At 43.8% G+C, this 14689-nt stretch carries 12 protein-coding genes and 1 pseudogene; 11 read left to right on the forward strand and 2 right to left on the reverse strand.

Annotated elements, in window-relative coordinates; all coding sequences use genetic code 11:
- Positions 1-6: 6 nt before the first annotated feature.
- Entirely contained in the window at positions 7-474 is a 468-nt protein-coding gene (gene rimP, locus C7Y71_RS05365) for a ribosome assembly cofactor RimP (protein ID WP_111897358.1), read from the reverse strand.
- 137 nt (positions 475-611) lie between these two features.
- Positions 612-1271 carry a CatB-related O-acetyltransferase gene (locus tag C7Y71_RS05370; protein WP_226943577.1) on the reverse strand — a complete coding sequence of 220 codons (660 nt, stop codon included), beginning with the start codon at positions 1269-1271 and terminating at the stop codon, positions 612-614.
- Positions 1272-1479: 208 nt separating this feature from the next.
- On the opposite strand from C7Y71_RS05370, the pseudogene C7Y71_RS11810 reads away from it, so the two are divergent.
- The 11 genes and pseudogenes from C7Y71_RS11810 to mreC form a co-directional block, all read left to right on the forward strand.
- Positions 1480-1629: pseudogene (locus tag C7Y71_RS11810) on the forward strand (IS1380 family transposase); the annotation flags it as partial.
- Between the two features lie 164 nt (positions 1630-1793).
- Positions 1794-3284, forward strand: a complete 1491-nt coding sequence (locus C7Y71_RS05375; protein ID WP_146739315.1) for an ArnT family glycosyltransferase — start codon at positions 1794-1796, stop codon at positions 3282-3284.
- Positions 3285-3302: 18 nt separating this feature from the next.
- Entirely contained in the window at positions 3303-4037 is a 735-nt protein-coding gene (locus tag C7Y71_RS05380) for a glycosyltransferase family 2 protein (protein ID WP_111897362.1), read from the forward strand.
- On the forward strand, positions 4034-4714 hold the full coding sequence (locus C7Y71_RS05385; RefSeq protein WP_111897363.1) for a lipid-A-disaccharide synthase N-terminal domain-containing protein: 681 nt from the start codon (positions 4034-4036) through the stop codon (positions 4712-4714). Before C7Y71_RS05380 ends, C7Y71_RS05385 begins: the two co-directional genes overlap by 4 nt.
- Before the next feature lie 19 nt (positions 4715-4733).
- A complete protein-coding gene (locus C7Y71_RS05390; RefSeq protein WP_146739316.1) occupies positions 4734-6845 on the forward strand; it encodes a beta-N-acetylhexosaminidase in 2112 nt (703 codons plus the stop codon).
- Positions 6846-7068: 223 nt separating this feature from the next.
- Positions 7069-9069, forward strand: a complete 2001-nt coding sequence (locus C7Y71_RS05395) for a hypothetical protein (RefSeq protein ID WP_111897365.1) — start codon at positions 7069-7071, stop codon at positions 9067-9069.
- Entirely contained in the window at positions 9056-9895 is an 840-nt protein-coding gene (locus C7Y71_RS05400) for a hypothetical protein (protein WP_146739317.1), read from the forward strand. The genes C7Y71_RS05395 and C7Y71_RS05400 overlap by 14 nt, the downstream gene beginning before the upstream one ends.
- A 2-nt stretch (positions 9896-9897) precedes the next feature.
- Complete coding sequence (locus C7Y71_RS05405) at positions 9898-10665, forward strand: DUF6339 family protein (protein ID WP_111897367.1); 768 nt, start codon at positions 9898-9900, stop codon at positions 10663-10665.
- 1232 nt (positions 10666-11897) lie between these two features.
- Positions 11898-12494, forward strand: coding sequence for an IMP cyclohydrolase (locus C7Y71_RS05410; protein WP_111897368.1), 597 nt, complete (start codon positions 11898-11900; stop codon positions 12492-12494).
- Between the two features lie 46 nt (positions 12495-12540).
- Complete coding sequence (locus C7Y71_RS05415) at positions 12541-13629, forward strand: rod shape-determining protein (RefSeq protein WP_111897369.1); 1089 nt, start codon at positions 12541-12543, stop codon at positions 13627-13629.
- A gap of 163 nt (positions 13630-13792) precedes the next feature.
- Complete coding sequence (gene mreC / locus C7Y71_RS05420; RefSeq protein WP_111897370.1) at positions 13793-14668, forward strand: rod shape-determining protein MreC; 876 nt, start codon at positions 13793-13795, stop codon at positions 14666-14668.
- Positions 14669-14689: the final 21 nt, after the last annotated feature.

Here is a 14689-nt window from a genome sequence, read left to right on the forward strand (position 1 = left end):
TCTTTTTTATTTGAAGTCGATGACGTATTTCACACTCTTCACGTCGTCGTATGCGAAAGTGTACTCACGCTCCTCAATATGCGGCCGCTTATCACCTTCGTTCTTCACTTTCTCCATAACACCAATAACGAAACCTTCGTCGCCGGCTTCCTTGAGTTCGCCTTGAAGTTTTTTTCCTTCACGCGTAAGGACTTCCACTGAGTCGCCGATATGAATCTCGTACTGTCGGCGTACCTTGAATGGTTGACCTATGCCGGCACTGCCCACTTCGAGTTCAAAGTCCTCCGTCTCGCGGTCAAGTCCTGCCTCGATGGATTTGCTGAGTTCTACGCAATCGTCTATCCAAACCCCATCTTGATGGTCTATTTCCACTACAATGCGGTTGTCTGCACTGACGGAAAGGTCCGTCAGAAAATAGTCTTTACCTTCCAGCCATTTGGCCACCAGACTTTCTACTACTTTTTTTTCAATCATTCTGAAAATTTGTGGATCTATCTTCTCTGCCTCGCTCTCGCTACGACAGGATTTTTTGTAAAAGAAAAGAGGAACTTTTCAGCCCCTCACACTCTTGCGACTGCAAAGGTAAACATTATTTTTCAATTATTCCTAATTTATTTTAAGTAGTTTTTTAGATAATCTGAAAAATTAGGATTTAATATATTTGGAAGTTCTTTGTTGATTGTTTCTACATCCCAATCCCACCACTTTATCTGTTCTAACAATTCTATAGTCTCTTTAGGAAAACGATACCTAATTATTTTTATTGGATTACCTACCGCAATGGCATAAGGGGGAATATCTTTGCTAACAACACTACCAGCACCAATAACAACTCCATTTCCAATGTTCACTCCTCCTAATATAAGAGCATTCTTGCCAATCCAAACATCATTACCAATAACAGTATCGTTACATTCGCAATCCTTATACCCTTTGGCATTTGAAAAAAACTTAGTATTCTTACTATAAAATGGATAAGTGGAACACCAGTCCGTATGATGACACCCACCAAGAAGTATTTCAACTCCTTTAGCAATAGAGCAGTATTTGCCTATAAATAATTTAACTTGTTTGTCATATCTATAAATAGTTGGTACGCCATATGTATAATCTCCAATTACAATTTGAGAGTCATCTGAAAAATGATAACGCGTTGCGTCGCCATATTTTGCCCATATTCTTGAATTTTTATATCTTCTAAGAAATTTGTTAAAATTATAGCGAAGAGATTCAACAAGATGCATTTCTAATTTACCTAAATTCCACAGCACTTTAGTTTAACTAACTTTATAAGTTCCTGAGGAGCTACAAAAGCTACTCAGGATCTTGCCATGTCAGATTCTTTCACTTACTTCAGTGCTGCAAATCAAGGCAAGCAAAAATCTTCAATGACAGGCAAAGATAAACATAAAATCAGAGAAAGTAACTCCTTTTTAGAAGAGTATTTCACGTGAGAGAGTTTTTTCGTGTTTCGTGGGTCCAACTATCGACAATGTGCTTGGTATTCACTGTGCGTCATGCGGCTATCAGCATAGTGAAATTGCAGGTTCGCTGTCAGGTATCTACTTCTGCGGCGGCAACTGCGTGGAGGGCGTGACGAGCCACCTGATGCCACATCTTACTTTTCATTCCTGATTTACCAGATGAAATGCCAAAAGAAGGAACTATCAATATATTGAGCAACCAAGAAAAATAGTGGTGAATTTTAGGATTTATATGTCTTACTAAGTATATAGATTTCTCTCTTTGTCCTAAAAGAAAAAAAAACGTATTTTTGCCAAAAATTCCAAGATTTGAGAAGATTTGCCTTACTGCTTGCGCTCTGCTGCGCCGTGTTCTTCGCTAATATCACGGCTTTGCAGCCCGACATCATGGAATGCCGCAACTTGGTGACCGCCCATGAGATGGCAACCGATGGTAATTGGTTGGTGCCTACGATGAACGGCGAACTGCGTTTAGAAAAACCACCTTTGCCCACATGGATTGCGGCGGCAACAGAGACAGTTTTTGGCGAAAACCTCGCAGCACAACGCACCATACCCGCCCTGGCTGCAACGCTGCTGGTGGTATTCTTCTTTCTTTTCGCAAGGCGACTGACAAAGAGTAACACGTACGCCTTCATAGCGTCGTTACTATTGTTGTCGTGCTACAACCTTATTATGCTGGGGCGCACAGCAACGTGGGACATCTATTGCCACTCATTCATGATGGGTGCCATCTATTTCCTGCACAGAGCCTTTGTGCCTTGCAAGAAAGATGATGACATAAGTTCTGAAGAAGATGTGAGCCACTGGGCAGATTTACTTGCCGCTGGCGGACTGATGGGGTTGTCATTCCTGAGCAAAGGACCCATTGCTTTCTATGCCCTGCTCCTACCCTATCTCATCTGTCTCTTTTGCTACTTCAGACCGCACACGAAAGGCAAATGGCTACCCATCACAGTTGCCATTGCCATTTGTGTGGTGATGAGTTCCTGGTGGTACATTTATCTGCATTTGCTCCATCCTGAAGTGACGCAGCAAGTGGTAGAAAAAGAGACTGGGGCATGGACAGGGCACAATGTCCGCCCGATATGGTACTATTGGCGGTTCTTCACAGAAGTAGGTGCTGCCACACCTCTGATGCTCCTTGCGCTCGTCATACCTTATTGGAAGAAACGTATCCGCCTCAAACGTGAGTATCTTTTCGCCATCACATGGGTGCTCGTTACGCTCCTGCTACTCTCGCTCTTCCCCGAGAAGAAGTACCGCTATCTGCTGCCCATACTTCCCTCCTGTTGTCTCGCTATGTCGTTTCTGGTGCTCCACTGGAAAGAGCGTGGCATAAAATGGGTTTATCGGGCAGTAGTCATCGTGGCTGGACTGTGGGCTGTTGTTTGCATTGCCGCATTGCCTGCCATAGCGAAGATGTTTGGTGGCGAAAACTATCGCAGCATATCCGAAACGAGAAGCATGAAGCAGTTGGACAACATTCCCTTCTATTGCGACAAGAAAAACGGTCTTCGCATAGAATTCGTGTATTCGTCAGGACGGAAAATAAAGGAAATCAGTTTCAACGACACAACAAACATACAAGCCATGCTACCATGCGCCGTGCTCACTCGGGAACGTATTGGCGAAGAACTTCCCGCTGACTATTGGCAATACGCAGACACCACCTATCTCGGACAATTCGACGAGAACCACCACAACAAGAAAGACAAACACTATACCAAAAACCTCATCTACCACCTGACATTGCTGACCAATAAGCATACAGGACAAGAAGCAAGCACACAACAATAAAGACAACGACATATTCCTATGCAACAGACCAGAAACTACGAATTCACCATCATCGTACCCGTATATAATGAAGAAGACAATCTCGCCAACGTGGAAGAGAAACTCGCCTGTTTCCTGCCCCATGCAGAAGCAAAAGCCTGTGTGTTGCTCGTGAACGACGGCTCAAAGGACAGCAGTCTTGAGAAGATTAAGGAAATTTGCGAACGACAGCCAGATTTCTTCTATATCAGCAGTTCGGAAAATCACGGACTGAGCACAGCCATGAAAGCCGGCATTGATGCTGCGGAAAGCACATACATCGGCTACATTGACTCCGACCTGCAGACCGACCCGGAAGACTTCAACGAACTACTACCATTCCGCACTGATTATGAACTCGTTACAGGCATTCGTGCCAACCGGAAAGATTCCTTCTTCAAAAATTTCCAGTCAAAGTTTGCCAACGGGTTTAGAAGAATGATGACAGGCGACACTGCCACCGACACCGGTTGCCCGCTGAAAGTGATGCGCACCGAAGTGGCGAAGAAATTGCCGTTCTTCGACGGTATGCACCGCTTCCTGCCCGCCCTCATGCTCCTCGAAGGCGGCAAGATGAAGGAACTGCCCGTCCGCCACTATCCGCGCACTGCCGGTGTGTCGAAATACCACCTCTGGAACAGGCTTGCAGGACCTTTCAAGGACTGCTTTGCCTACCGCTGGATGAAGAAACGCTACATCCGCTATACCATTGATGAACAAAGTGTAGAGAAATGACCGTACAGACCTCATCACTTGCCGTCTATGCCATAGGGTTCCTTGCACAGGGATTCTTCTCCGCCCGTATGCTCATACAGTGGATCATGTCGGAGCGGCAGAAGAAAGTGGTTTCGCCCAACTGGTTCTGGTCGTGCAGCCTGATAGGTTCGGCACTGCTCTTCATCTACGGCTACTGCCGCCACGATTTTGCCATCATACTCGGGCAACTCATTTCCTACTATATCTACATCTGGAACCTTGACGTTAAGGACATTTGGCGCAAAATACCCCTCGCCTTCCGCATCATGCTCGCCTCGCTGCCAGTAGCGGCAGTAGCACTTATGCTGAGCGATGCTGGGCAGTTCTTCAACGACTTCTTCAACAACGACAGTGTGCCGTTCTGGCTACTCGTCTATGGTTCGGCAGGGCAAATCATCTTCACCATACGGTTCATCTACCAATGGTACTATTCCTATCGCCGCCACCAGTCCATCCTGCCTATCGGGTTTTGGATTATCAGTCTTGTAGGGTGCTTCATAATAGTAAGTTACGGCATATTCCGACTCGACCCCGTACTTATACTCGGGCAGTCGGTGGGATTCATCACCTACACGCGCAACATCATGATATACAAGAAAGACCATAAAGAACATCCTTCTCAACAGCAGGAAGACACCATCAGTGAAAACGCATAACGAAAAAACAAACGATAATATGAAAAAGATCCTCATCTCTATCTGTCTGCTGCTCTGCGGCATGACATTGCAAGCCCAACAACAACCAGCGCTCATCCCCTATCCGCAGGAAATCAAAATGACAGGCGGGAAACTACCCATCGACAAGCACCTGAAGAAAGACATTTCCATCGCACTGTCGGCACAGGGGAACAGCGGAAATGTGCGCATGGTCAACGACAAAACGCTGCCGGAAGAAGGCTATCGCCTGAACATCACCACCGAAGGCATCACCATCACCTACGGAACTCCCAACGGATTGCTGTATGCCTTTAACACACTTCAGCAACTCGTGCAGACCAGCACCGACAAAACACTGCCCACACTCGAAATCTACGACTACCCGCAGTTTGAGCACCGCGGCTTTATGCTCGATGTGAGCCGCCACTTCTTCAGCAAGGAAGAAGTCAAGAAACTGCTCGACATCATGGCATACTATAAACTCAACCGCTTCCACTGGCACCTCACCGACGACCAGGGCTGGCGCATCGAAATTCCCGAATATCCCAAACTGACAAAAATCGGTGCTGTTCGAGATTCATCACTGACCAATAAGGGCAGCAAACCTTTCTTCTACGACGACACACCCTACGGAGAAGGTTGCTACTACACCCTCAAAGACCTGAAAGAAGTGGTGAAATACGCTCAGTCGCTCGGCATTGAAATCATACCCGAAATCGACCTCCCGGGACACATGGTGGCAGCCGTGGCAAGTTATCCCGAACTGGGCTGCAACCCCGACCGCCAAGTTAAGGTGCGCGTGCATCAGGGCGTGTCGAAAGAAGTGCTCAACGTGGGCGACGACCGCGTCATCGATTTCCTGAAATGCGTACTTGGCCACGTGGCAGAAGTATTCCCCTATAAGTACATCCACCTTGGAGGCGACGAATGTCCCACCGATGAATGGAAAACAAACCCCCTGGCGCTCAATCGCGTGAAGGAACAAGGGCTGAAAGGTGTGGAAGAACTGCAATCGTGGCTCGTAGAAGAACTCGGCACTTACCTTAAGGAAGAATACAATAAAGACCTCGTAGTATGGGACGAACTCCTCGCCCATTGGAATGACGACAACAAGATACGCCCCGTCATCATGTGCTGGCGAGGACTCAAATACACCAACGAGGCAGGACGCCGTGGTTTCAAGTGCATCAGCGTACCCAACTACCACAACTACCTCGACCTCATACAGGTGGAAGCCGACAAGGCAGACATCAACGAAGTGTATCAGGGTGGCTATGGCCCCAAAGACGTGAACACCGTAGAACACATCTACAACCTCAACCCCGTTTCGCAGATGCAGGGCAACGAGCAGCACTGTCTCGGTACACAGGTCAATCTCTGGACAGAATCGTGCAAAAACAACGAACAGGCGGAATATCAAATGCTGCCACGCCTTCTCGCGCTTGCAGAAACAGCATGGCTACCAGCCAAGAAAAAGAATTGGAACAATTTCTACACCCGTCTCCAAAGCCATGACGAAATACTCGGTGCCTTAGGTTATACCTACGCAAAACACTATTTTGAGCCAACTCCCAAGACCGATGCCGAAAAGGCTTTAGATGAGGGCATAATACTTCAGAGAGATGGCAAACCCAATGCTGTGGGCTATCCTTCCATTAAGGCATATCAAACACTTTCCGAAGACCTCACACACAACAAAGCCATCAGTGGCATCAACACATTCAAGAAGCAGGACATCACGATGCCCAAGAATGGTAACACTTACACGATTATCTCGGCATCCACATACTACCTTGCCAAATATGCTGGTTCCACTGTCTATGCCAAACCAGGCGAAGGACTGCACCTGCACTACACACCGCAAAACACAAAAAGTGAACTTTGGCACTGCAAGAAGATTAACAAAAACACCTTCACATTCACTAATGCAGAAGATCCCAACGTAGTCATCGGTCCTGTTACCATTTCTAAGCCAACAGAGCCCGCAGCACAGTACGATTACGTGTCTGGCACACTCCTTATGCAGCGTGACGATGGTCTCTTCCTCAATGCCAACAGCAGTGGCTGTGTCACATGGGGCACAGAGCAAAAAGTATGCTTCCCAGGCACTTGGCGACTTGTGGAGAAATAAAGCCTATAAATACAAGGATAACATAGAATATAGTTCCTTTGCCGTATCATAATTGATACAATATGGCAAAGGAACTATATTTATATAGATGGGAAGATATCGGATTATATCTAATTTGAAATAAAATTGTTAGTGAACAGAAAAACCCCCATTGCAAAGTGAAGTTTGCAAAATAATTCATAACCTTGCAAAGAAAATTTAATAATCTTGATTTCTAATATTTATGGCTAATTTAGAAAAAAGTTGTTGTTGGCATTTTGCAGAGCAGGCTGGAGGTCGTGAAGATGGTCCAAACAATCCTATGGATGGAAACTTCAAAAAGACACCTTATGCTTCGCTTATTCGAGAGTCTATTCAAAATTCTTTAGATGCAGCACTAGATGATAATCAACCAGTACAAGTTAATTTTGAAATTGGCAGAATAAGAGCCAACGAGTATGAGAGGTTTTTTGAATTAAAGGGTCATATACAGGGTTGCATTGATCATTATCCTTCGAACGATGATGCTAAGGAAACGTATAATCCCATGATTGAATATCTCACTAGTATGGAAAGGTTTGACAATCTTTATTACATAAAGGTTTCAGACTTCAATACAAAAGGTATGAATTACAAAAATAGAACTCAATCTGATTATACTAGTGAACCCTTTTATGCGTTTGTTAGAGCAGCAGGAGTTTCTTCCAAAAACGACAGCTCAGCTGGTGGTTCATTTGGTTTCGGCAAGGCAGCATATTTTTATATATCCCCATTGCGGACTATTTTAGTTTCAACGAAAACTCAATATGGTACACATTTTTTTGAAGGGGTAGCATCATTGTGTACACATCGATTTATGAACGATGGTAAGAAGTATGTTGCTGTTGGATATTATGACAATAACGATGGAGAACCTATAACAAAATACGATGATATTCCAGAAAAGTTTAAGCGCGATGAAACAGGGACTGACATTTTCATTATGGGACTTAAACTATCAAAGGACAAGGAAGAAGCCAATGGCGAAAAAACTGCGATATATAAAGAAATGATAGAAGCAGTATTACGCAATTTTTGGCTTGCTATCGAATTCGGAAAATTGGAAGTTAAAGTTGAAGATACTATAATAAATAAAGAGAATCTTCCTACTATCATGGAGGAGTATTTCCCAGATAAAGAAGATACAAAAAGGAGAGAAAGACAATATAATCCTCGCCCATATTGGGAAGCGGTTCATAATAAAGAATGTGATAGAAATCATGTTTATATAGAGAAGACATACCCCAAACTTGGTCTTGTTAAGTTCTATGGCTTGAAAGTTCGTGGAGCACAGGATAAAATTCTATATATGCGGCGCCTACACATGCTTGTTAAGGCTCGAAGGACTCAAAGTGCAAATGGAATATATGGACTTTTTCTCTGCGATAACAAATTCGGTAATAAAATTTTAAGAAATACTGAAAATCCTGCCCACAATGAATGGGCTGCTGGTAATTGGCAGATTGACGGCAAAAAAGCTAAAGATGGAATAGATGCTATAGAAGAAGTTGATAGATTTATTATAGACGTTCTTGAAGAAATATTTGCTGGTCGTGAGAAAAATGTCCAACAAATACAAGGATTGGAAGAATTTCTATATATACCTACCGAACCGACTGAAGATGATGACTTAGATAATGACTCTTTAACTGGGGAGCCAGTAGACGAAAGTGATGACGGAAATTCGATGTCAACAGAATTGTCTGATCCTATCCATACCCCAATTGAAGGAAAAACAGAATTAGGAAAGGTTCTGATATCAGATACAAGTGCCTACATACAACGTGACGAACATGGGAATGTTTTATCTGGTCACGGCATTCGAAAGAGGAGAAATCAAGGTGGAGGTGGAACAGGCACACGCAACATTGATGGACGTTATAAATCAGAAGATAAAGGTGTGAATGGTGAAGTTCTCCACGAAATACCTGTAACTTATAGAAGTTTTGCACAAAAGATAAATGATCGTGTTTTTCACACATTAGTCATTCATTCGGAATATGAAGTTGAAAAAGGTAGAATTGATTTGATGGTAGGAGGTGAACAATCTGATGATGTTATTAACATTGAGTATTGCTCCAAAGGTGATGTGCGCGATAACACAATTTCAAATCTTACGATTTCAAAAGGAAAAAATCTTTTAACGATAAGGTTTGCTGACAACATGAAGCATGCCGTAAAGCTTGATGCATATGAATCTAAATAACATATCACTTCCATACCCAGTTTTGGGCATAAGCGATGATATTTCACCATTGCTGCCTACCGATTGCGTTTCTGTATCAATGGAGCAAGATTTAAGGGATTATACGTTTAGTATCAATCTCAAATTCCAAAACGAAGATATAGAGCGTTTGATAAAGGAGGAAAAGGCAGAATACACTTGCGAATATTCATGTGCTAGAACTATGCTACGAATTTGTCTAAAATCAGATGAGCCTTCGTTCACAATAACTATACCAAGACGGAGTATTAACGCTCGCCTTGAATTTAATTGTTTCGTTTCTGTCAAGTCACCGATAAGCCAGTACGCCAATTCGGGCTTTAACGATGACTATTTAGGTTTCACCTTTGACCTGGAAGAAGGCGACATATTAGTAGCTTTCCCACAATTCCACTATGACGCGGATATAAAGTTTGACAGACTGCAAACAGCAGGTTCGTTTATGCAAATTAAGGAAAGCAATCTACATACGGAAGTCTTTTACGATATTTCTGGTGACAAAATAGATATTTGTCTTCCGACATCACATTATCAGTTGTATTGTCATCCTAAAGTTAAAGGAGCCATGGAAATCATCCATTCGTCGCTTGTAATGAACGCTCTTACCTACGCTTTACAAAATATACATGATCATGAAAATACGATGTGGGCAAGAGCAATTGACACAAGACTAAGGACAGAGGATGGATTTTCAATCGATGAATTAGAAGACGTATCCAAAATTCCCAGTTTAGCCCAACGTCTACTTAAAGATCCTTATAATCGATTATTCAACCACTTAATTTTAACATCAACTCCAGAGGACTAGATATGCAACTTCAACGAACCTTTAAGGAAAGTTATAAGAATAAGCTTCGCGACGCAGTAAAGTCTGGCGAAGCGATTGAACTGTACTCAAAAGATTCTTTTGAAATAGACAACCACTTTGTAAAAAGACTGGCAAATGTATATGAACCAGACTTTGACATAGGTGAAAAGATGTTGGAAACGTATGACGATGATTTCAAGTCCGCTATCACATTGTACGAAGCATATAAGGAAATTTCTCCACTTTTAGCTTCTAGCGAAACATTTTGGGTATATTTGACGCATACTACTTTGTTTAATTATACTCAACAACGCTGGCCAAATGTTTTGCGAAAAACTGCAACATCAAGTTATATATTAGACCATTGGTTTATGGGAGGAAATGGCTTGTTAAGAAATGCTGCCGCATCATTATGGTGGAGTATAAAGTGCACATATGATGAAGAACGAAATAATAGATATGAACTTTCCGAAATTTTATTTAACAACTATACCTTAAGAGTTAATACGTTTGGAATATCTACTATCATTCGCCATAAGGAAGCAATGATAGGTATTTTGGAATATATAAAGGAAAACCCTGAAGTTATGTTGTCGTTTGAAAATAGAGGAAGATTTATTTCTAAATATTTCAATCGATTGGGGGGGAGTAAAAATCTTTCATCTTTAGATAGAAATTACTTTAAAAAGATTTGTTATTCTTTACATGAAACAATAATGAGTATTACAACAAGGGAACAAACTCTAGATGAAACTTTATATTATGAATAGTAGTGATACTGTTTTAATACATGGTATTTCATATTCCTTAGTGAAAGTGTATCCTTATATAAAATTTCTAATCTAAAGTTAAGTATTAAGGTCATATTCAATATGGCCTTTATGTTCTTCATTTAATCTTGAACTATCATTTTAGGAAATAACGTAAAATGAAATAAATAATTTTGAAATGTAAACTTGTCCCGTTTTTTGTTAACTCTTTATTGTAAACTATATTCAGGGCAAGTCAGTTCGAGGGTGTTCACGGGTGTTCACAGTGTTCATGGGTATTCACGGTGTTCACGCGTTCACGATGTTCATTTCTCCATAGCGTGAACACGTGAATATTTTGGTGTTAAATCATCAAGGTGAAAATTTCTGCGAGCATCAAGTTTATTATTTTAATGATATCAGTATATATTTATTTTGATAAGTATCAAGAAAAGAAATGCTAATACAAAAACGTGAATAGGCAGTATATCAAGAATAAAACCACTGATTTCGCGGATGACACAGATTTTTTCCTCCATAAATTATCCATAAATTAAACCACGAATTAATCACGTAACCGAGCTTTGCTCGCTTGCCTCAGCAAGAATTAAACATATAATTTTATGAATAATTTATGGGCAATTTATGTCCATTCGTGGAGAACAAGCGTCACGTCCTTCATGTCCTTCGCGGGCAAGAAACTACTGAACTCACGTCAAGGTTATTAACTTGATATGATATTATTTATACTTGATACTATTTTATTCTTGATATTATCTCAAAGGCACCCGATGGAGAAAACGGCGATGTACTGTGTTTGATGAAAAGATTAAAACACGTTTGGCAATAGAGTACGGTTAATAAATATCTTCTATAGGGATAGTCTAAAGAATATGTAAATTGATGATATAAGTTCATGTTCACGTGTTCACGCTATGGAGAAATGAACACCGTGAACGCGTGAACACCGTGAACACCATGAACGCTTACAGAAACAAAGAAAATGAAGAAGGGCGCAGACACCCGCGCTGAAACGGTTTTATTGCAGGAACATGTTGTTCCCTTTATTTTTGATCTTTGCAAAATGTTCATTCAAAAAAGCATTTCCGTCAACTCGTGTTTATAAATTCTTAGTATTGTAAAAATTTTAAATAATTTTAAGTATGTTTTTACGATTTGTATCTGAATTGTTTAAACATATTTTGTTAATTTTGCAAACTGAACATTTTTATAACAAAACAAGATATATTTTAATGGCCGAAACAAAGAAAATCAAGACAGCCCTTATTTCTGTATTTCACAAGGACGGTTTGGATGACCTTCTGAGCGCTCTTCACGCCGATGGTGTGGAATTTTTGTCAACCGGTGGCACACAGCAGTTCATTGAATCACTGGGTTTCCCCTGCCGCAAGGTGGAGGACGTTACGGGCTACCCCTCCATTCTTGGTGGCCGCGTAAAGACGTTACACCCCAAGGTATTCGGTGGCATATTGGGTCGGCGCGGACTGGAAGGCGATGTGGAACAGATGGAGAGTTACGACATTCCTGCCATAGATCTTGTTATCGTTGACCTCTACCCCTTCGAGCAGACCGTTGCAAGCGGTGCGAGCGAGGCGGACATTATTGAGAAAATCGACATCGGCGGCATCAGCCTTATACGCGCAGGTGCAAAGAACTTCAACGATGTAGTCATCATTCCCTCCAAAGCCGAATATAAGCCATTGCTCGAGATTGTGAAGGCACAAGGCGCATCCACCACGCTGGAACAACGCCGCGAGTTCGCCACAAAGGCTTTTGGTGTGAGCAGCCATTACGACACAGCCATCCACAACTGGTTTTCCGGCAAATAAGACACGTTAATCAAAAAACAGAAAAAGACTCTACCATCAAGATATTATGGCAAAATTCAGCACATTCAAGATATTTGAGAAGTTTGAGAGCCTGAAGAACAGCCGCTTCCTCTCCAACCTCTTTTCGTTCACACAAGAACTCGCCATGGACCTCGGCACGGCGAACACCGTCATCATCAGCGACGGCAAGATTGCCGTAAACGAGCCATCGGTAGTAGCCCTTGACGTACATACCGACAAGATGGTGTCCGTTGGCGGACAAGCCAAGTTGATGTATGAGAAGACGAACAGCAAAATTCGCGTGGTCCGTCCGTTGCGCGATGGTGTGATAGCCGACTTCAACGCCTGCGAACAGATGATGCGCGGCCTCATCCGCATGGCTAATGACGGCAAACACCTCTTCACCCCGAGCCTGCGCATGGTGATAGGCGTACCGAGCGGCTCAACAGAAGTGGAACTGCGCGCTGTACGCGATTCTGCGGAACATGCCGGCGGACACGACATCTTCCTGCTCTACGAGCCTATGGCTGCCGCGATAGGTATTGGCCTCGACGTGGAAGCCCCTGAAGGCAACATGATTGTTGACATTGGCGGTGGCACCACGGAGATTGCAGTAATTTCGCTCGGCGGCATCGTATCGAACAACAGTATCAAGATGGCTGGCGACGACTTCACCACCGACATTCAGGAATACATGAGCCGCCAGCATAACGTGAAGGTCAGCGAGCGTATGGCAGAGCGCATCAAGATCAATGTTGGTGCTGCCCTGACCGACCTCGGTCCCAACGCACCTGAGGACTACCTCGTGCATGGTCCTAACCGCATCACAGCCCTCCCGATGGAGGTGCCGGTATGTTATCAGGAGATAGCCCACTGCCTGGAAAAATCCATTTCGAAAATCGAAGCCGCTGTGCTCAGTGCGCTTGAAAACACACCACCGGAACTCTATGCCGACATATACAACAACGGCATCTACCTCACCGGTGGCGGTGCTCTGCTTCGAGGTCTCGACAAGCGCCTCAAGGACAAGGTAGGCATCAACTTCATCGTGGCAGACGACCCATTGCTCTGCGTGGCAAAGGGCACGGGCATTGCGCTGAAGAACACGGAGCGCTTCCAGTTCCTCATGCGATAGAACACATATAATACTGAAAAAAGGTTTTGAAAAAGGGGTGGTTCCTCTAATTGGCATATAGAAGACAATTAGCGGAATCACCCTCAAATAACAAAAAAAGAAGACATTCCTCTCTCTCCACTGACCGTGCTGCCTAAGCAGGCACATCCAGTAAAAATGCACGATGAGAAATCTGATTGAGTTATTCCATAAGTACAACTACGTATTCCTCTTTGTCCTCTTGCAGGCAGTGAGCATGTTCATGTTGTTCAGTTTCAACGACTATCAGGGCAGTGTGGCACTGACATCTGCCAATTCTGCCGTGGCCACAGTTGACCGCCTGTATGGCGACATGGAAGCCTATTCCAAACTTAAAGGCACCAATGCCTCGCTGACCGACTCCATCACCCGTCTTCAGATGGAAAACAGCGTGCTGCGTCGGGAACTGGCAGCCGCCAAGCGCGACACGGCAGCCACAGAGCGCGAGGTGCTCAACACGCTCAACAAATACAGGCTCATCCCCGCCCTCGTTGTGTCGAACAGCAATTCCGACGACCTGAACAACTACATCATCATCGACAAAGGCGAGCGCGACGGCATCAAGGAATATTATGGCGTGGTGTCGGGCGGCGGCGTGATAGGCATTGTCAGCCTCGTAGGAGAGCGCTATTCGCTGGTGATACCTGTAGTAAACAGAAAATCGAGCATCAGTTGCCGTATTCGCGGCAAGGACTATTTCGGCTACCTGGGCTGGGACGGCGGCAAGAAACTCTACGGCTACGTGGACGACATTCCTCGCTATGCCGACGTGAAAGTGGGCGACTGCATAGAGACAAACGGCTACTCCGAGATTTTCCCACCGGGCATCTTCATCGGCAGGGTTACACGCATTGACGATGCCCCCGATGGTCAGTCCTACCGCCTCATCGTCAATCTGGGCATCGACTTTGCCAACCTGCGCAACGTTAATGTCATCGCCTCGTCGTTCAGGGCAGAAGTTGACACCCTGCGCAATCATGCAGCCATCATAGACGGGTCGGCAGAAGAAAAGAAACCCTAAAGCCATGAAGAAAGAAACAGT

Origin of the sequence: Pseudoprevotella muciniphila (genome assembly GCF_003265305.2) — a bacterium.
GTDB lineage: Bacteria > Bacteroidota > Bacteroidia > Bacteroidales > Bacteroidaceae > Alloprevotella > Alloprevotella muciniphila.